The sequence below is a fragment of the Enterobacter sp. RHBSTW-00975 genome (assembly GCF_013615235.1).
GTDB classification, from domain to species: Bacteria; Pseudomonadota; Gammaproteobacteria; order Enterobacterales; family Enterobacteriaceae; genus Enterobacter; species Enterobacter ludwigii.
Map to the genome: position 1 here is coordinate 1,333,397 of NZ_CP055883.1, position 18,259 is coordinate 1,351,655.

17 protein-coding genes are annotated in these 18,259 nt (G+C 56.8%); 10 read left to right on the plus strand and 7 right to left on the minus strand.

The annotated features are described in order from the left end of the window. Window positions 1-9 precede the first annotated feature (9 nt). The 3 genes from galE to modE form a co-directional block, all read right to left on the minus strand. Window positions 10-1,026 carry a UDP-glucose 4-epimerase GalE gene (galE, locus tag HV340_RS06440; protein WP_020884951.1) on the minus strand — a complete coding sequence of 339 codons (1,017 nt, stop codon included), beginning with the start codon at window positions 1,024-1,026 and terminating at the stop codon, window positions 10-12. Between the two features lie 201 nt (window positions 1,027-1,227). Beyond that, a complete protein-coding gene (gene modF / locus HV340_RS06445) occupies window positions 1,228-2,700 on the minus strand; it encodes a molybdate ABC transporter ATP-binding protein ModF (protein ID WP_032677710.1) in 1,473 nt (490 codons plus the stop codon). Window positions 2,701-2,767: 67 nt separating this feature from the next. Then, on the minus strand, window positions 2,768-3,556 hold the full coding sequence (modE, locus tag HV340_RS06450; protein WP_025204643.1) for a molybdenum-dependent transcriptional regulator: 789 nt from the start codon (window positions 3,554-3,556) through the stop codon (window positions 2,768-2,770). A gap of 127 nt (window positions 3,557-3,683) precedes the next feature. Here modE and HV340_RS06455 point away from each other — a divergent pair, with 127 nt between their 5' ends. From HV340_RS06455 to modC, 4 genes are all read left to right on the plus strand, one after another. Continuing rightward, a complete protein-coding gene (locus HV340_RS06455; protein ID WP_020884948.1) occupies window positions 3,684-3,833 on the plus strand; it encodes an AcrZ family multidrug efflux pump-associated protein in 150 nt (49 codons plus the stop codon). A 179-nt stretch (window positions 3,834-4,012) separates the two neighbouring features. Continuing rightward, a complete protein-coding gene (modA, locus tag HV340_RS06460; RefSeq protein WP_063925289.1) occupies window positions 4,013-4,786 on the plus strand; it encodes a molybdate ABC transporter substrate-binding protein in 774 nt (257 codons plus the stop codon). After that, the gene (gene modB / locus HV340_RS06465) at window positions 4,786-5,475 is read left to right on the plus strand and encodes a molybdate ABC transporter permease subunit (protein WP_014169203.1); all 690 of its coding nucleotides are present in this window, start codon (window positions 4,786-4,788) and stop codon (window positions 5,473-5,475) included. The genes modA and modB overlap by 1 nt, the downstream gene beginning before the upstream one ends. A 2-nt stretch (window positions 5,476-5,477) precedes the next feature. Then, window positions 5,478-6,536, plus strand: coding sequence for a molybdenum ABC transporter ATP-binding protein ModC (modC, locus tag HV340_RS06470; RefSeq protein WP_040016958.1), 1,059 nt, complete (start codon window positions 5,478-5,480; stop codon window positions 6,534-6,536). Here modC and HV340_RS06475 read toward each other — a convergent pair whose 3' ends face one another. Beyond that, window positions 6,537-7,355, minus strand: a complete 819-nt coding sequence (locus HV340_RS06475) for a pyridoxal phosphatase (protein ID WP_025204641.1) — start codon at window positions 7,353-7,355, stop codon at window positions 6,537-6,539. A 140-nt stretch (window positions 7,356-7,495) separates the two neighbouring features. On the opposite strand from HV340_RS06475, the gene pgl reads away from it, so the two are divergent. Continuing rightward, window positions 7,496-8,491 carry a 6-phosphogluconolactonase gene (gene pgl / locus HV340_RS06480; protein WP_049021857.1) on the plus strand — a complete coding sequence of 332 codons (996 nt, stop codon included), beginning with the start codon at window positions 7,496-7,498 and terminating at the stop codon, window positions 8,489-8,491. Between the two features lie 91 nt (window positions 8,492-8,582). On the opposite strand, the gene HV340_RS06485 is transcribed toward pgl, so the two are convergent. Next, window positions 8,583-9,866, minus strand: coding sequence for a putative acyl-CoA thioester hydrolase (locus HV340_RS06485; RefSeq protein WP_014169207.1), 1,284 nt, complete (start codon window positions 9,864-9,866; stop codon window positions 8,583-8,585). Between the two features lie 224 nt (window positions 9,867-10,090). Here HV340_RS06485 and hutI point away from each other — a divergent pair, with 224 nt between their 5' ends. The 5 genes from hutI to hutH all read left to right on the plus strand — a co-directional run bounded on the left by hutI (window position 10,091) and on the right by hutH (window position 16,345). After that, window positions 10,091-11,314: an imidazolonepropionase gene (gene hutI / locus HV340_RS06490; protein ID WP_181216380.1), complete on the plus strand. Its 1,224-nt coding sequence runs from the start codon at window positions 10,091-10,093 to the stop codon at window positions 11,312-11,314. After that, window positions 11,311-12,249, plus strand: a complete 939-nt coding sequence (gene hutG, locus HV340_RS06495) for a formimidoylglutamase (protein WP_063925248.1) — start codon at window positions 11,311-11,313, stop codon at window positions 12,247-12,249. The genes hutI and hutG overlap by 4 nt, the downstream gene beginning before the upstream one ends. Before the next feature lie 19 nt (window positions 12,250-12,268). Continuing rightward, the gene (locus HV340_RS06500) at window positions 12,269-13,003 is read left to right on the plus strand and encodes a histidine utilization repressor (protein ID WP_063925247.1); all 735 of its coding nucleotides are present in this window, start codon (window positions 12,269-12,271) and stop codon (window positions 13,001-13,003) included. 136 nt (window positions 13,004-13,139) lie between these two features. Then, window positions 13,140-14,825, plus strand: coding sequence for a urocanate hydratase (hutU, locus tag HV340_RS06505; RefSeq protein WP_063925246.1), 1,686 nt, complete (start codon window positions 13,140-13,142; stop codon window positions 14,823-14,825). After that, window positions 14,825-16,345: a histidine ammonia-lyase gene (gene hutH, locus HV340_RS06510; protein WP_020884939.1), complete on the plus strand. Its 1,521-nt coding sequence runs from the start codon at window positions 14,825-14,827 to the stop codon at window positions 16,343-16,345. Before hutU ends, hutH begins: the two co-directional genes overlap by 1 nt. Before the next feature lie 42 nt (window positions 16,346-16,387). On the opposite strand, the gene HV340_RS06515 is transcribed toward hutH, so the two are convergent. Next, complete coding sequence (locus HV340_RS06515) at window positions 16,388-16,864, minus strand: kinase inhibitor (RefSeq protein WP_014169213.1); 477 nt, start codon at window positions 16,862-16,864, stop codon at window positions 16,388-16,390. Between the two features lie 72 nt (window positions 16,865-16,936). Then, a complete protein-coding gene (bioA, locus tag HV340_RS06520; protein WP_063925245.1) occupies window positions 16,937-18,244 on the minus strand; it encodes an adenosylmethionine--8-amino-7-oxononanoate transaminase in 1,308 nt (435 codons plus the stop codon). Between the last annotated feature and the right edge of the window lie 15 nt (window positions 18,245-18,259).

Sequence of the window (18,259 nt, forward strand, 5' to 3'; positions counted from 1 at the left end):
GACGGATCCTTAGTCCGGATAACCTTGTGGATGGCGAGACTGCCAGTGCCAGGTATCCTGTGCCATTTCATCAAGCGTGCGGGTGACACGCCAGTTAAGCTCTTTATCGGCTTTGGAGGCATCGGCCCAGTAAGCCGGGAGGTCGCCTTCACGGCGCGGTGCGAAGTGATAGTTCACAGGCTTACCGCAGGCCTTACTGAAGGCATTCACGACGTCCAGCACGCTGCTGCCGATCCCGGCGCCGAGATTGTAAATATGCACGCCTGGCTTATCGGCCAGCTGCTGCATTGCCGCCACGTGGCCGTCGGCCAGATCCATGACGTGGATATAATCACGCACACCGGTACCGTCTTCGGTTGGATAATCATTACCGAAAATAGCCAGTGACTCACGGCGGCCAACGGCCACCTGGGCGATGTACGGCATCAGGTTATTCGGGATGCCCTGTGGATCTTCACCCATATCGCCTGACGGATGGGCGCCAACCGGGTTGAAGTAGCGCAGCAAGGCGATGCTCCATTCAGGCTGTGCTTTTTGCAGATCGGTGAGGATCTGCTCCACCATCAGTTTGCTTTTGCCATACGGGCTTTGCGGCGTACCGGTCGGGAAGCTTTCAACGTAAGGGATTTTTGGCTGATCGCCGTAGACGGTTGCGGAAGAGCTGAAGATAAAGTTTTTGACGTTCGCTGCGCGCATGGCGGAGATCAAACGCAGGGTACCGTTGACGTTGTTGTCGTAATACTCCAGCGGTTTCGCGACGGATTCACCCACCGCTTTCAGGCCGGCGAAATGGATCACCGTCTCAATGGCATGGTCGTGAAGGATCTCGGTCATCAACGCTTCATTGCGGATGTCGCCTTCCACGAAGGTTGGTTGTTTACCGCCAAGACGTTCAATCACAGGCAGCACGCTGCGCTTACTATTGCACAGGTTGTCGAGGATGATGACATCATGACCGTTTTGCAGCAGCTGCACGCAGGTATGACTACCAATGTAACCGCTACCACCTGTTACCAGAACTCGCATATTTCGCTCCATTGGGCTTATGGTATGTAATAACCATAGCATAACAGAGACGCGAAAAGTGTGACATGGGATAAAATAGTGGAATCGTTTACACTGCTTTTAAAATCCGTTTTTTGGCGGCAATGCGACATTGTAGATCAAAGGGATAGGGAAGTCTTTGTGCAGGTTATCCGAAAAAACGGAGGGGCAGAGCCCTCCGGGTTAATCGATTTTGCTCAGCAGGTACTGATAGCGTTCACCGTCGGGCACAAACTCGAGGCGGTGCGTAATGCAGGACGGGGCATCTTCGGCATGATGGGAAACGAACAGCAGCTGCGTTTCGCCTTCGCTAATCAGGACATCCACAAAACGGCGGATCAGCTGGCGGTTTAATGGGTCCAGCCCCTGTAGCGGTTCGTCGAGGATCAGAAGGGTCGGGTGTTTCACCAGCGCGCGAACGATCAGCGCCAGACGCTGCTGTCCCCACGAAAGGCTATGAAACGGCGCGTCAGCGACCCGGTTATCCATCCCCAGAATATCCAGCCACTGCTGGGCCAGCTTATGCTGTTTGTCCGAGACCGCCTGATAAATGCCGATGGAATCAAAATACCCGGACAGGATCACATTGCGCACCGTGGTGCTGACCCGGTAATCCAGATGCAGGCTGCTGCTGACATAGCCGATATGCTTTTTGATATCCCAGATCGTTTCACCGCTTCCGCGGCGGCGGCCAAACAGGGTGAGATCGTTACTGTAGCCCTGAGGGTGATCGCCGGTGATCAGGCTCAGCAGCGTTGATTTTCCCGCGCCGTTGGGGCCGACAATTTGCCAGTGTTCACCCGGGTTGACCGTCCAGCTGAGATGATTAAGGATCGGCCGATCGTCATACGCTACCACGCCATCACGCAGCACGATGCGCGGCTGGTGGGGATCTAACGCGTGGCGGGCAGAAGGTGCGTCCGGTTCCGGCAGCGTGATGCCGTCCAGGTTTTCACTGTGCGCCAGCTGGGCAATTAACGCCTGCTTAAGTAACGCCGATTTTTCGCCGGTTTCAGTCAGGTTGCAGTCAGCGAGCACGCCGGCGTTCTGAATAAACTCAGGAATTTCATCAAAACGGTTAAGCACCAGTACCAGCGTATAGCCCTGCTGGTTAAGCGAGCCGAGCAGGGTGGCCAGCTGTGCGCGGGACTGCACGTCGAGACCGTCGAACGGTTCATCCAGAATCAACAGTTCCGGCTCGCTCATCAGCGCCTGACACAGCAGCGTTTTCCGGGTCTCACCGGTCGAGAGGTATTTAAAGCGCCGGTTCAGCAGGGAGGTGATGCCAAACTGTTCTGCCAGATACGCACAACGGGCAGGATTGTTGACCTCATCCTGAATAATGTCTGCCGTCGTGCGGCCCGTATCTTCTTCGCCCGGGCTGAGTAAATCGGTGTTATTGCGCTGCCATTCATCGCTCACCAGCTTTTGTAGTTGCTCGAATGACAGGCGCGTCAGGCGCGTAAAGTTACACTGGTATTCCCCTTTAAGGTGCGCGAGCTCTCCGCTCAGCGCACGGGCCAGCGCTGATTTCCCGCTTCCGTTTGTACCGACAAACGCCCAGCTTTCACCGGCGCGTATTGTTAAATCAGAAATCGTCAGCGTTCGGGTGTCACTAAGACGAAACGTGCCTTGCGAAATATGCAATGATGACATGACTTATCCCATTTTTTGCAGCAACAGATGTCAGGGATACTCACTGTCGACACGCTTGTCAATGTGCTCAGCACAATGTGGCGATAATCACCCGGTCGGCGTTGAAATATGCGGTCACCACAGCACCTTCTTCTAATTCTGCGGCATCGCTGAGGGGAAGGGTTGCGCAGAGTTCTTGCCCGTCCGGCAGGGTCATCAGTACTTCACACTGCTCTTCACCGCGTTCAACGTGGCGGATGGCACCGCGTAGCTGGTTATCAGCGGCTTTTGCTTTTTCGGCATCGGCAGTGATATTCACCCACGGCGCTTTCAGTAACACCAGCACCTCTTTACCTTCATTCAGCGCCAGTCGATCTGCGCTTTGTGCGGTAATCGCGGCTTTCAGACGGGTTGTTCCATCGGCAAGCAGGATCTCAATATGACGCTGCACCTGGGCGTTATCGCCCGCCATCACCGTACCAAACCACTGGTTACGGGCGCTGGTTTGCAGCGAAAAGCGGGAAATGGCAGCCAGCAGGCTGTCCAGCGGGAGATTATCGTCGTCACTTAACACATCAAATGCTTTTTGCTGGATCTGCGCCAGCAGATCATACAGCTGAACCAGGCGCTGGCCGTAACGTGTCAGGATCGCACCTCCACCGCCTTTGCCGCCCGTGGCCCGGTCAACCAGCGTTTGCTCGCTCAGGGTGTTCATGTCGTTGATGGCATCCCAGGCGCTTTTATAGCTAATGCCAGCGTTCTTAGCCCCCTGGCTTATTGAACCGGTTTGTTCTATTTGTTTAAGCAGGGCGATACGTCGCGGATCGGCGAAAAGCTTCTGCTGTAGTCGTAGAGTGAGGAGAATTTCGGCCTGCATAACACTGTCCTAGCAAAAAGTGCATTGTGACCCAAATGGCGAAGGTCGCAAAGGGCACCGCACAAAAGGGGATGTTTTTCTCACTTTTCAGGGTAGAATAAGCCATTCACAATATCTGGAGAAAACCATGTTGGAATTGTTGAAAAGTCTGGTATTCGCCGTGATCATGGTACCAGTAGTGATGGCCGTTATCCTCGGTGCCATCTACGGCCTGGGTGAAGTGTTCAACGTATTTTCGAACATTGGTCACAGAGACCAGGCTAAAAAGCAGCATTAATTTCCCCCCGAAACGCCCGGCTTGCCCGGGCGTTTTGCTCTCAAGTATTTCCCTTTCTCGCCGATATTATTTAAAGCATCAGCTTGCTGTACCCCTTGAGCGGTACGATTTAACGCTGGGATCTCCCCGGAGTTATCGTTATATTAGTGTGTATATAACGATACTCACAGGAGCTACAAATGGCACGTACATGGGTACGCCTTTTCGCAGGGGCAACGCTGACACTTTCGCTGAGCGGACACGCGCTGGCTGACGAGGGTAAAATTACCGTCTTTGCGGCGGCGTCGTTGACCAACGCGATGCAGGATATTGCGACAGCGTATAAAAAAGAGAAGAACGTCGAGGTGGTCTCCTCTTTTGCTTCTTCATCGACGCTGGCACGTCAGATTGAAGCGGGAGCACCGGCCGATCTGTTCATCTCTGCAGACCAGAAGTGGATGGATTACGCGGCTGAAAAGAAATCGATTGATGCGACTACCCGCGAAACATTGCTGGGGAATAGCCTTGTCGTGGTGGCGCCGAAAGCCAGTCAGCAAGGCGAAATCACTATCAACAACGAGACCCCCTGGACCCGGTTGCTGAACGGAGGACGCCTGGCCGTTGGCGATCCGGAGCATGTACCAGCGGGGATCTACGCCAAAGAAGCATTGCAAAAACTGGGTGCCTGGGAGACGTTATCGCCCACACTGGCTCCGGCTGAAGATGTGCGCGGTGCTCTGGCGCTGGTTGAACGTAATGAAGCGCCGCTGGGGATAGTCTACGGGTCGGACGCCGTCGCCAGTAAAGGGGTGAAAGTGGTTGGTACGTTCCCGGAAGACTCCCACAAGAAAGTGGAATATCCTGTTGCGATTGTTGATGGACATAAAAATGCGACCGTGACGGCCTTCAGCGAATACCTGAAGGGACCCGAAGCGTCCGCAATCTTTAAACGTTACGGATTTACGACTCACTAATGATATTGACCGATCCCGAATGGCAGGCTGTCCTGCTGAGCCTGAAAGTCTCTTCCCTGGCGGTTGCGCTGAGTTTGCCCTTTGGGATCTTCTTTGCCTGGTTACTGGTTCGCTGTAAGTTTCCCGGCAAAGCCCTGCTGGATAGCGTTCTTCATCTTCCCCTCGTGTTGCCACCGGTGGTGGTTGGCTACCTGCTGCTGGTGTCGATGGGGCGGCGCGGTTTTATTGGCGAATGGTTATATGACTGGTTTGGGCTGACGTTTGCGTTTAGCTGGCGAGGGGCGGTACTGGCGGCGGCGGTGATGTCATTCCCGCTGATGGTGAGGGCCATTCGCCTGGCGCTGGAAGGGGTTGATATCAAACTGGAACAGGCTGCCCGTACGCTGGGTGCCGGGCGCTGGCGCGTCTTTTTCACCATCACGCTCCCGCTTACGCTGCCGGGCATTATTGTCGGCACGGTACTGGCGTTCGCCCGCTCGCTGGGTGAGTTTGGTGCCACGATTACCTTTGTGTCGAATATCCCCGGTGAGACGCGAACGATCCCGTCAGCAATGTACACCCTGATTCAGACGCCGGGTGGAGAAGGTGCCGCGGCGCGGCTGTGCATTATCTCAATTGTGCTGGCGCTGGTCTCGCTGCTGGTTTCGGAATGGCTGGCGCGACTCAGTCGCGAGCGGATGGGGAAATAGTCATGCTCGAACTTCAGTTCACCCAGACGCTGGGAAATCATACCCTGACCCTTAACGAAACGCTGCCTGCGAGCGGCATTACCGCTATCTTTGGCGTATCAGGTGCAGGGAAAACCTCATTGATCAATGCCATCAGCGGACTGACGCGGCCGCAGTCCGGACGGATTGTGCTCAACGATCGCGTCTTAAACGATGTTGAGAACAAAATTTACCTGGCACCGGATAAGCGGCGAATTGGTTATGTTTTTCAGGATGCGCGATTATTTCCGCATTACAGCGTGCGCGGTAATCTTCGCTACGGCATGGCCAAAAGCATGGCCGCGCAATTTGATAAGCTGGTGGCGCTGCTGGGCATTGAGTCACTGCTGGACCGGCTCCCTTCATCGCTTTCTGGTGGCGAAAAACAGCGCGTGGCGATAGGCCGCGCGTTGCTCACCGCGCCAGAACTGCTGTTGCTCGACGAACCGCTGGCCTCGCTGGATATTCCGCGAAAACGTGAACTGCTGCCCTATCTTCAGCGACTGGCGCGTGAAATCAATATCCCGATGCTCTACGTCAGCCATTCGCTGGATGAGATCCTGCATCTGGCCGATAAAGTGCTGGTACTGGAAGAGGGCAGCGTTAAGGCATTCGGTCATCTGGAAGAGGTGTGGGGCAGCAGCGTGATGCACCCGTGGTTACCGAAGGAGCAGCAGAGCAGCATCCTTAAGGTGAGCGTGCTGGAACATCACCCGCATTATGCGATGACCGCACTGGCGCTGGGCGACCAGCATTTGTGGGTCAACAAAATCGACAAACCGCTGCAGTCTGCGTTGCGTATACGTATTCAGGCTTCAGATGTCTCTCTGGTGCTGCAAGCGCCGCTGCAGACCAGTATTCGCAATATCCTGCGCGCGAAAGTAGCGGAGTGTTTTGATGATAACGGACAGGTTGAGGTAAAACTCGAGGTGGGCAGCAAGACGCTCTGGGCGCGCATCAGTCCGTGGGCCAGAGATGAGTTAGGGATCAAGCCTGGCCTGTGGCTTTACGCGCAAATCAAGAGCGTCTCCATCACCACCTGATTACAGCAGGTGGGTATAAATATACTGCGCGATGCTGTCGGTGGTGTTATCACCAATCACGACGTTAGCACGCGCTTTTACCGCATCGTCGGCGTTGCCCATTGCCACGCCTGTACCGGCGGCCTCCAGCATGCTGATGTCGTTGTAGTTATCGCCAAAGGCAATCACATCCTGCATTGACCCGCCCTGAGACTCCACGAACTGTGTCAGACGTTTGCCTTTGCTGTTGCCTTTGCGGGCGATATCGACCTGGTCGTGCCAGGACCACTCGCACTCCAGACCCAGCGTTTGTTCAACGTGCGTCGCGAAGGCATTCAGTTTGGTGGTATCTTCATCCGTCAGCGCAAATTTCCAGATAGCATCGACATCCTGAGCCGCCTGTCGCAGGGAGGAAACTTGGGTAAAGACCGGACGCTGCGCTTCAGGCAGAGACAATGCCCAGTTGCTGGTGCGGATCACGTGGCCTGTCGGACGTTCATACACCATTGCGTTATCCACATACATCAGGCCGTGAATGGCATGCTCATCAAGCAGATCAATCAATTGCAGCGCCTGAGGCACGGGCAGCGGATCGGATTCTAAAACCTTTTTTGCCTGATAATCATACAAATAAGTGCCATTACAACAAATTGCAGGTGTATCTAACGCCAGTGCCTGATAAAAAGGATGAATGGCAACGTGATGTCGACCCGTTACGATAAGGAGTTGATATCCCACTTCCTGCGCGCGTTTGAGTGCTTCAAGGGAAGAGGGGAGAAGGGTTTTCTGCGGAGTAAGTAAGGTACCGTCTAAATCCAGAGCTATTACACGCGAGGTCATTTGTTTTTCCGGGTTAATATTGAATTTACGTTCTGAAGGGATGGTACACCGAGAGGCAAAGGCTTCAAAATTCCCGATGACAATTCAGCATTCACCGTCAAAAGTTAACTACTTTCATGCGCAGTGAGGAGTGAATATTCATGAAACAAACCGTTTATACCGCCAGTCCTGAAAGCCAGCAGATCCACGTCTGGCGTTTAAATACCGAGGGTACCCTCACGCTGGTTCAGGTTGTTGATGTGCCAGGTCAGGTGCAGCCGATGGTTATCAGCCCGGATAAACGTTTCTTGTACGTGGGTGTGCGCCCGGAGTTTCGCGTGCTGGCCTACCGCATCTCGCCGGACGACGGCGCGCTGACTTACACTGCGGAAGCACCTTTACCGGGCAGCCCAACGCATATCTCCACCGATCGCAAAGGCAACTTCATCTTCAGCGGCTCTTACAATGCGGGCTGTGTCAGCGTAACGCGCCTGGAAGCGGGCCTACCGGTTGAAACCGTGGATGTGGTTGAAGGGCTGGAAGGTTGCCACTCGGCGAATATTTCTCCGGATAACCGTACGCTGTGGGTCCCTGCGCTGAAACAGGATCGTATCTGCCTGTTTACCCTGAGCGATGACGGTCACCTGGTGGCGCAGAATCCTGCAGAAGTGACCACCGTTGAGGGCGCGGGCCCGCGCCATCTGGTGTTCCACCCGAACCAGCAGTACGCCTATGTGGTGAACGAGCTGAACAGTTCTGTGGACGTATGGGAACTGAAAGATCCTAACGGCAAGATTGAGTGCGTGCAGACGCTGGATATGATGCCGTCTGACTTCTCTGACACCCGCTGGGCGGCTGATATTCACATCACACCGGATGGGCGTCATCTGTATGCCTGCGACCGTACCTCCAGCCTGATTACGGTATTCAGCGTTTCTGAAGACGGTAGCGTGCTGGCGATTGAAGGTTTCCAGCCTACCGAAACCCAGCCACGCGGGTTTAATATCGATCACAGCGGTAAATACCTGATTGCGGCGGGGCAAAAATCCCACCACATCGCGCTGTACGAAATCAAAGGTGCGCAGGGGCTGCTGGAAGAGAAAGGGCGTTACGCCGTCGGCCAGGGGCCAATGTGGGTGGTGGTAAACGCACACTAAAAGGCTTAAAACAAAAAACCTCGCAAATGCGAGGTTTTTTTATGCCCGGTGGGCGCCGGGCGAGTACAGCAAAAGACATCAACGCATTCTTTTATTGCTTAGGCTCAGCAACTACTTTGCTACCCAGACCGCGGTTGTTGTATTCCCACATGCGGTTGAAGTTAGCGTCATTCAGGTTGCGCTGCACGTTACCTTTATCATCCACGCTACCGGTATTGCCGGAGAAAGGACGTTTGGAGATAGCGGCATCGGCCCATGGCTTAGCCATGTTGAAACCTTCGTTGATCACGCTGTCACGAATAACAACCTGACCGTTGGTGGCAGAGTCCACATCCAGCGAGCGGCCCAGCTGCGCGACGCCGTCACCGGACGCGTTAAAGCGGCTGTTAACGGCCAGGAAGCCGTAGAACAGGTTGGATTGCGTGGCCGGGGCAAACACATAACCTTCCTGCTGAGTGCGTGAATTCACCACGCGGAAATCGGTGTTCTCAAACACCACCGCGCCGCGACCGGAGACCAGATCCACGTCACCTTCAACGTAGCTGTTAGTGACCAGCGTACGGGTCAGACGGTTATTCTGCAGCGTGTTCTGAACACCGCTGTTCGTCACGAAGAAGGTGTTCTGACGGCCGAGAATATTCACGTTGTTGATCTGCACTTTATCGCCATCGCTACGCAGTGCAACGGCCTGGTGGTTACCGGCATCCACGCTATCGCCCAGGGTATTCTGAATGGTCAGATTCTGCAGCTGCAGGCCATTATTCTGAGACCAGACGACCGCCGAACACATCACGCCGATGGTAGCTGCACGCTTGCTCTGGCAGTTGTCAAACATGTACCACGCCGGTTTGCCTGGCATGTATTTACCCGCCGGGTTGACCAGGCGACGCCAGGTGTTGCTGTCGATTTCAGAATCAATCGCCAGACCAATTTTCACGTCGACCGCTTTCTCGCCCGTCCCGTAAAGGGTGATGCTGCCCGGTGCTGCCGGAACGTAAACGGTGCCTTCATATTCCCCAGGCAGGATCGCGATGTACTGGCGAGAGGCGCTGTGTTTGGTGATAGCCGCGTCAACCGCAGCCTGAATCGTCGTGTGCGTCACGCCCTGCGTACCTGCCGGACCGACAACGAAGTCAGGTTGTTTCGGCAGGTTAATAGAAGACGGTGTCCACGGCGCAGCGTTAGGGTCCATCGCCGAGAAGTAGTGTGCACGGTCAAAGTTCTTCGCTTCATCAGCGGACAAAATCGGGCGAGAGGCGGTACCCGGTGCAACCTGCTCAGAAGGCTGCTGGTCCGGTGGGGTAGAACTGCATGCGGATAATGTCACGCCAAAGGCGAGCGCTAACGCCAGACGGGAAATCCTGGAAATGTTCAAGGTAAAGCTCCTGGGTATGCAAGTCTTAACGGGATAGACGAAATAGCCTGCTTTTTTATACTAAGTTGAGCGAAACGGGAAGATAAAAAGGGTAAAAGATGCATTTTTTACCCGCGGGAGGCGGGAAAGTCATCACAAATAAATAACATTTTCCGCCAGAGCGGTTGACAGCAGGGGGCAGATGAAAATAAATGTCTATACAACCCATGACAAGTGGAATGCCCATGCAGCAGCTTCATCCCGACGATGTAATATGGCGCAATGCGCGACTGGCGACAATGATCCCGGACGACAGCACGCCTTATGGCCTGAAAGCGCAGCACGCCCTGGTGGTGCGCGGCCAGACGATTCTGGCCGTCATTCCCGAATCTGACATCCCTTCCGGCCACCGTCACTGTGTCGATCTGCACGGTCGTCTGGTCACCCCCGGGCTGATTGACTGCCATACCCACCTGGTGTTCGGTGGCGATCGTGCGGCAGAGTGGGAGCAGCGTCTGAACGGCGTCTCTTATCAAACCATCAGCGCGCAGGGCGGCGGGATTAACGCGACCGTGACGGCGACGCGGAGCAGTTCGCCCGAGACCCTGCTCAGGCTGGCGCAACAGCGTCTGCAGCGGCTGATCGATGAAGGGGTGACCACGGTTGAAATCAAGTCGGGATATGGTCTCAACGCCGAAGCGGAAGAGAAGATGCTGCAGGTCGCCCGCCAGCTGGGCCAGAACAATCCGGTAGAGATCAGCCCAACGCTTCTGGCTGCGCATGCGGTTCCGGCGGAATACCGCCACGACGCGGACGCGTATCTCACCAGGGTGTGCGAGCAGATGATGCCCACGCTGTGGCAAAAAGGCTTATTCGAAGCCGTGGATGTGTTTTGCGAAAATGTCGGCTTCACGCCAGCGCAAACCGAGCGGCTTTTCCGCGCTGCCACTGCCCTGGGGATTCCGGTCAAAGGACACGTGGAACAGCTTTCAAATCTTGGCGGCGCGGCGCTGGTCAGCCGCTTTAAGGGGCTTTCCGCCGATCATATTGAATATCTCGACGATGACGGTGTTCAGGCGATGGCGCACAACGGCACGGTTGCGGTATTACTGCCGGGGGCGTTCTATTTTCTTCAGGAGCACCAGCGTCCGCCGGTTGAAAAACTCAGAAAAGAGGGCGTTCCCATGGCTGTCGCCACCGACTATAACCCCGGCACCAGCCCGTTCGCGAGTATTCATCTCGCGATGAATATGGCCTGCGTGCAGTTTGGCCTGACGCCTGAAGAGGCCTGGGCTGGCGTGACGCGACATGCTGCCCAGGCGCTGGGACGCGGGGCCACGCACGGGCAGCTGCAGGCTGGATTCGTGGCTGACTTTGTCGTCTGGGATGCACATCACCCGGTCGAAATGGTCTACGAGCCGGGACGCAATCCGTTGTATCAACGTATTTTCCGTGGGGAGAGCGTATGAGACTCTGGCGGCCGGTTGCCGAGACCGTCTGGCAGGGGCGCGACGACAGCGCCGAGGCCAGCAATGCAAAACGTATTTTTCAGACCCTACGACAGATGCCGGTATTTACCCCTCAGTCATCCGGCATCGCTTTGATAGGGTTTGAATGTGATGAAGGGGTAAAACGCAATCAGGGCAGGCCCGGCGCCGTACAGGCCCCGGAGGTGCTTCGCAAAGCGCTGGCGAACATGGCAAGTCATCATGGACATGACCGGCTGGTGGATATGGGGTCGGTATATGTCGAGGGCGATAACCTGGAAGCGGCTCAGCGGGCGTTAAGCGATGCCGTGCAGGCCTGCCAGCAGTCCGGCATGCGTACGCTGGTTTTTGGCGGGGGACACGAGACCGCCTGGGCGCATGGCCGCGGGGTTCTGGATGCTTTCCCGAACGCGCGCGTGGTGGTGATAAACCTGGATGCACACCTTGACCTGCGCAAGGCGGACCACGCGACCTCCGGCACGCCTTTTCGTCAGCTGGCACACTACTGTGTGGAACAGGCGCGCGATTTTCAGTATGCCTGCCTGGGCGTCAGCCGGGCGGCGAACACGCAGGCGCTGTGGGATGAAGCTGAGCGACTAAACGTCACGCTGGTGGAAGACCTTCATTTCAGGCGAGATGCGTTATCGGCTCTGGACAAGGTTCTGGCCCAGGCCGACCGCGTTTACCTCACCATTGACCTCGATGTTTTGCCTGCTGGCGAAATGCCAGCCGTCTCAGCGCCCGCGGCGTTAGGGGTACCCGCGCTGGATCTTCTGTCGGTGATTGAACATATCTGCCGCAGTGGAAAACTGCAGGCTGCCGATCTGGTAGAATTTAACCCGCAGTACGATCGGGACGGACAGGGGGCAAAGCTTGCCGCCCGTCTGGCCTGGCAAATTGCTCACTGGTGGGCATAACAACGTTTAAGGAGTCAGAATGTTTTCACGCTCACCGCTGTCGCAGTCCAGCCCTCCCGCGCCTTTCTACGAAAAGGTGAAGCTGGCCATCAGCGAAAAGATCGCAACCGGCGTCTGGCGGCCGCACGATCGCATTCCGTCCGAGGCCGAACTGGTCGCACAGTTTGGTTTTAGCCGAATGACCATCAACCGGGCGCTGCGCGAGCTGACCGATGAGGGCCTTCTGGTGCGTCTGCAGGGGGTCGGGACCTTCGTCGCGGAGCCGAAAGGGCAATCGGCACTGTTTGAGATCAGAAGTATTGCCGATGAGATAGCCTCGCGAAACCATCAGCACCACTGTGAAGTGCTGGTGCTCGAAGAGACACAGGCCAGCGCCGAGCAGGCCGTGGAGCTGAATGTCAAAGAGGGAAGCCGCATCTTTCATTCCGTGATGGTGCATTATGAAAACGACATCCCGGTGCAGATTGAAGATCGCTGCGTGAACGCCGGTCGGGTGCCCGAGTACCTGGATCAGGATTACACCCAGACCACGCCGCATGCCTATCTTTCGCTCATCGCGCCGCTGACGGAAGGGGAGCACATCGTGGAAGCGGTTCGCGCTACGCCGCAGGAGTGCGAACTGTTGCGGATCAAAGAGCACGATCCTTGCCTGCTCATTCGTCGCCGTACCTGGTCTTCGTCGCATATTGTGTCGCATGCCAGACTGCTGTTCCCGGGAAATCGATACCGGTTGCAGGGCCATTTCATGTCGTAAGGGTCATACGTTTTAAAAGCGTGATAGCTAACGCAATATAACAAAATTGTATCTTTTTTGTTAAATCCGACCTTGTGTGTGCTTGTCTATACAAGTATATCTGAATACATCATCTGTCCCGTATGAGGAGCACACAATGTCGTCAGGTAAATACCGCCAGCAGGATGTCCGCGCCGCGCGCGGCACCACACTTACCGCCAAAAGCTGGCTCACCGAAGCCCCGCTGCGCATGTTGATGAATAACCTCGATCCTGAGGTCGCGGAGAACCCCCACGAGCTGGTGGTGTATGGCGGCATAGGCCGCGCCGCGCGCAACTGGGAGTGCTATGACGCGATTGTTGAATCCCTGACTCATCTGGAACATGACGAAACCCTGCTGGTGCAATCCGGCAAACCGGTCGGCGTGTTCAAAACCCACAAGAATGCACCGCGCGTGCTGATCGCCAACTCTAACCTTGTCCCGCACTGGGCGACCTGGGAACACTTTAACGAGCTGGACGCCAAAGGGCTGGCGATGTATGGCCAGATGACAGCGGGTAGCTGGATCTACATCGGCAGTCAGGGGATTGTGCAGGGCACCTACGAAACCTTCGTGGAAGCCGGTCGTCAGCACTATAACGGTTCGCTAAAAGGTCGCTGGGTACTGACCGCCGGTCTGGGGGGAATGGGGGGCGCACAGCCGCTGGCCGCGACCCTTGCCGGAGCCTGCTCCCTGAACATCGAATGTCAGCAGAGCCGCATTGATTTCCGTCTGCGTACCCGTTACGTCGATGAACAGGCTGAAAACCTGGATGACGCGCTGGCACGCATCAAAAAATACACGTCAGAAGGCAAAGCGATGTCGATTGCGCTCTGCGGCAACGCGGCTGACATTCTCCCTGAACTGGTGGCCCGTGGCGTTCGCCCTGATCTCGTCACCGACCAGACCAGCGCGCACGACCCCCTTCACGGCTACCTGCCATCGGGCTGGACGTGGGAAGCGTACCAGCAAAACGCCGAAAGTGACCCGGAAGGCACGGTGCTCGCCGCTAAACGTTCCATGGCGGAGCACGTGAACGCCATGCTGGCCTTTAGCCAGATGGGCATTCCGACATTTGATTACGGCAACAATATTCGCCAGATGGCGAAAGAGATGGGCGTGAGTAACGCCTTCGACTTCCCGGGGTTTGTGCCTGCCTATATTCGTCCGCTGTTCTGTCGCGGTATTGGTCCGTTCCGCTGGGTGGCCCTGTCCGGCGACCCGGAAGATATCTACAAAACCGACGCCAAAGTGAAGGAGATCGTCGCCGACGACGAACATCTGCATCACTGGCTGGATATGGCTCGCGAGCGCATTAACTTCCAGGGCTTGCCGGCGCGGATCTGCTGGGTCGGGCTGGAGTGGCGACAAAAACTGGGTCTGGCCTTTAACGAAATGGTGCGCAGCGGTGAAGTCTCCGCGCCGATTGTTATCGGACGCGACCATCTCGACTCGGGCTCTGTTGCCAGCCCGAACCGTGAAACCGAAGCCATGCGCGACGGCTCCGATGCCGTTTCCGACTGGCCACTGCTGAATGCCTTACTGAATACCGCCAGCGGGGCGACCTGGGTGTCGCTGCATCACGGTGGTGGCGTAGGAATGGGCTTCTCCCAGCACTCGGGAATGGTCATCGTGTGTGATGGTACGGATGAAGCGGCAGCGCGTATCGCTCGCGTGCTGCATAACGACCCAGCAACCGGCGTAATGCGCCACGCGGATGCCGGTTACGATATTGCGATTGAATGTGCCAAAGAGCAGGGCCTGAACCTGCCGATGATCCCTGCCACACAAGGAAAGCATTAATGAACGCCTTAACCCTCACTCCCGGCTCACTGACGCTCAAACAGCTGCGTAACGTCTGGCGTCAACCGGTTACGCTCTCACTTGATGAAAGCGCCCACGCCGCGATTAACGACAGCGTTGCCTGCGTTGAAGCCATTATTGCCGAAGGACGTACCGCCTACGGCATCAACACCGGATTTGGTCTGCTGGCGCAGACGCGTATCGCCACGCACGATCTGGAAAATTTACAGCGCTCGCTGGTGCTTTCGCATGCGGCGGGTGTCGGTCAACCGCTGGATGATGACATTGTCCGCCTGATGATGGTGCTCAAAATCAACAGTCTGGCACGTGGGTTCTCCGGAATTCGCCTCAGCGTGATCGAGGCGCTGATGGCGCTGGTGAATGCGGAAGTCTATCCGTGGATCCCGGCAAAAGGTTCCGTCGGTGCATCCGGCGATCTTGCGCCGCTGGCCCATATGTCGCTGCTGCTGCTCGGTGAAGGTCAGGCTCGCTGGAAGGGCGAGTGGCTCCCCGCGAAAGAGGCGCTGAAAAAAGCCGGATTAACCCCGATAACGCTGGCGGCGAAAGAGGGGCTGGCGCTGCTTAACGGGACCCAGGCCTCGACGGCGTTTGCGTTGCGTGGTCTGTTTGAAGCCGAAGATCTTTTCGCCTCCGCGGTCGTGTGCGGTGCGCTGACCACCGAGGCGGTGCTTGGCTCACGTCGTCCGTTTGACGCCCGTATCCACGAGGTGCGCGGCCAGCGCGGGCAGATTGACGCCGCGGCGATGTACCGTCACCTGCTGACCGAGACCAGCGAAATTGCAGACTCTCACCATAACTGTGACAAGGTACAGGATCCGTATTCGCTTCGCTGTCAGCCCCAGGTGATGGGAGCCTGTCTGACGCAGTTGCGCCACGCGGCAGAAGTGCTGCTGGTGGAGGCGAATGCGGTGTCTGATAACCCGCTGGTGTTCGCTCAGGAAAACGAAGTGGTCTCCGGGGGGAATTTCCACGCCGAGCCTGTGGCGATGGTGGCGGATAATATCGCGCTGGCGATTGCGGAAGTGGGGGCCTTATCCGAACGTCGCATCGCGCTGATGATGGATAAACATATGTCCCAGCTGCCGCCGTTCCTGGTCCGCAACGGTGGGGTCAACTCCGGATTTATGATTGCCCAGGTGACGGCCGCGGCGCTGGCGAGCGAGAACAAGGCCCTGTCGCATCCGCACAGCGTGGACAGTCTGCCAACGTCAGCGAACCAGGAGGATCATGTTTCTATGGCCCCGGCCGCCGGACGTCGTCTGTGGGAGATGGCCGCCAACACCCGCGGCGTGCTGGCGGTGGAATGGCTGGCCGCATGTCAGGGCGTTGATCTGCGTGAAGGTCTGACATCCAGCCCGCTGCTGGAACAGGCGCGTCATCTGCTGCGTGAACAGGTCGCGCATTACGATGATGACCGTTTCTTTGCGCCGGATATTGATAAAGCGATCGCGCTGCTGGAGAAGGGAAGCCTGGTGGGCTTACTGCCTTCGGTGCTCTAAGATTTGCCCGGTGGCCCGGACACGTTCAGGCCACCGGTTTTTTTACGAATACATTGCCGTGATCGATGCGCTACCCAGCGAATGAAAATGGACGTTAAAGCCGACCATTGCGCCACTCGCGCCCTCATCCACCTCAATCTTGTCCACATCCAGCGCGTGAACCGTGAAGATATAGCGGTGCGTTTCCCCTTTTGGCGGCGCGGCGCCACCGTAACCCGCTTTGCCAAAATCGGTTCGGGTCTGGATAGCGCCTTCAGGCAGCGCCACCAGGTCAGAGCCGGAACCTTGCGGCAGAACGCGCGTATCCGCAGGCAGGTTCGCCACTATCCAGTGCCACCACCCTGAGCCTGTAGGGGCATCCGGGTCATAGCAGGTGACAACAAAGCTTTTGGTTCCCGCCGGAACATCGTCCCACGCCAGATGCGGAGAGATATTATCCCCCTGATAACCCATGCCGTTAAAAACGTGGCGTTCAGGCAGTTTTTCCCCGTCGCGCAGATCTTTACTGATGATTTTCATACGATTTACCTCGGTACCCGATTATGCAAAAAGTGTAATGCATAAACAGAGTACCGACGTTAACGCTCAGGGTTAAATCGCAAAATGTGCGGGAATGTTAACAGCGTCAACTACCGCAGCCGTTAACTGACGTAGCTGAGCCGGCGAGATAACATAAGGTGGCATCAGATAGATAAGCTTGCCGAAAGGACGCACCCACACCCCCCGTTCCACGAAGAAACGCTGCAGCGCCGCCATGTTAACCGGATGGGTGGTCTCAATCACGCCGATGGCACCCAGCACGCGCACATCCGCCACGAATTCAGCCGCGGACGCTGCGCTCAGCTCCTGGCGAAGCTGCGCTTCAATCGTCGCGACCTGCGTTTGCCACTCGCCGCTCTCGAGAATGGCCAGGCTTTCGCTCGCCACCGCGCAGGCCAGTGGGTTGCCCATAAACGTCGGGCCGTGCATAAAGCAGCCCGCGTCGCCGTCGCTGATGGTGTCGGCAATGTGGCGCGTTGTCAGCGTGGCGGACAACGTCATGGTGCCGCCGGTCAGCGCTTTACCCAGACACAGAATATCCGGTGCGATCCCCGCATGCTCGCAGGCGAACAGCTTGCCGGTGCGGCCAAAGCCGGTGGCGATCTCATCGGCAATCAGCAGAATGCCCTCGCGATCGCACATCTTACGAATGCGCGTCAGCCATGCCGGGTGGTACATCCGCATCCCGCCTGCACCCTGCACAACCGGCTCAAGAATAACGGCGGCAATCTCATGGCGGTGGGCAGCCATCAGCCGCGCAAAACCGACCATGTCCATTTCATCCCACTCCCCGTCAAAACGGCTTTGCGGTGCCGGGGCAAAGAGGTTCTCTGGCAGATAGCCCTTCCACAGGCTGTGCATGGAGTTATCCGGATCGCACACCGACATCGCGCCGAACGTGTCGCCGTGATAGCCGTTGCGGAAGGTGAGGAACCGCTGGCGGGTCTCACCTCTGGCGTGCCAGTACTGCAGCGCCATTTTCATCGCCACTTCCACGGCAACAGAACCGGAATCTGCAAGGAAAACGCACTCCAGCGGGGCCGGGGTCATCGCGACCAGACGCCGGCACAGGTCAACCGCAGGCTGATGGGTGATACCGCCAAACATCACGTGCGACATCTGGTCAATCTGCGCTTTCATCGCCGCATTCAGGCGCGGGTGGTTATACCCGTGAATAGCCGCCCACCAGGATGACATGCCGTCCACAAGCGACTCACCGCTGCTCAGGGTCAGTTCGCACCCGTGAGCCGAGGCGACCGGGTAAACGGGTAGGGGGCGGGTAGTGGAAGTGTAAGGGTGCCAGATATGCTGCTTGTCGAAGGCGAGATCGTCCTGGGTCATAATCGACTTGTAAACCATTTTGAAAAGTTTTAG

What these genes read in the sequence shown, in the direction of transcription:
- galE (WP_020884951.1), bottom strand. Translation starts at nt 1,026, where the DNA reads ATGCGAGTTCTGGTAACAGGTGGTAGCGGTTACATTGGTAGTCATACC.
- modF (WP_032677710.1), bottom strand. Translation starts at nt 2,700, where the DNA reads ATGTCATCATTGCATATTTCGCAAGGCACGTTTCGTCTTAGTGACACC.
- modE (WP_025204643.1), bottom strand. Translation starts at nt 3,556, where the DNA reads ATGCAGGCCGAAATTCTCCTCACTCTACGACTACAGCAGAAGCTTTTC.
- HV340_RS06455 (WP_020884948.1), top strand. Translation starts at nt 3,684, where the DNA reads ATGTTGGAATTGTTGAAAAGTCTGGTATTCGCCGTGATCATGGTACCA.
- modA (WP_063925289.1), top strand. Translation starts at nt 4,013, where the DNA reads ATGGCACGTACATGGGTACGCCTTTTCGCAGGGGCAACGCTGACACTT.
- modB (WP_014169203.1), top strand. Translation starts at nt 4,786, where the DNA reads ATGATATTGACCGATCCCGAATGGCAGGCTGTCCTGCTGAGCCTGAAA.
- modC (WP_040016958.1), top strand. Translation starts at nt 5,478, where the DNA reads ATGCTCGAACTTCAGTTCACCCAGACGCTGGGAAATCATACCCTGACC.
- HV340_RS06475 (WP_025204641.1), bottom strand. Translation starts at nt 7,355, where the DNA reads ATGACCTCGCGTGTAATAGCTCTGGATTTAGACGGTACCTTACTTACT.
- pgl (WP_049021857.1), top strand. Translation starts at nt 7,496, where the DNA reads ATGAAACAAACCGTTTATACCGCCAGTCCTGAAAGCCAGCAGATCCAC.
- hutI (WP_181216380.1), top strand. Translation starts at nt 10,091, where the DNA reads ATGCAGCAGCTTCATCCCGACGATGTAATATGGCGCAATGCGCGACTG.
- hutG (WP_063925248.1), top strand. Translation starts at nt 11,311, where the DNA reads ATGAGACTCTGGCGGCCGGTTGCCGAGACCGTCTGGCAGGGGCGCGAC.
- HV340_RS06500 (WP_063925247.1), top strand. Translation starts at nt 12,269, where the DNA reads ATGTTTTCACGCTCACCGCTGTCGCAGTCCAGCCCTCCCGCGCCTTTC.
- hutU (WP_063925246.1), top strand. Translation starts at nt 13,140, where the DNA reads ATGTCGTCAGGTAAATACCGCCAGCAGGATGTCCGCGCCGCGCGCGGC.
- hutH (WP_020884939.1), top strand. Translation starts at nt 14,825, where the DNA reads ATGAACGCCTTAACCCTCACTCCCGGCTCACTGACGCTCAAACAGCTG.
- HV340_RS06515 (WP_014169213.1), bottom strand. Translation starts at nt 16,864, where the DNA reads ATGAAAATCATCAGTAAAGATCTGCGCGACGGGGAAAAACTGCCTGAA.
- bioA (WP_063925245.1), bottom strand. Translation starts at nt 18,244, where the DNA reads ATGGTTTACAAGTCGATTATGACCCAGGACGATCTCGCCTTCGACAAG.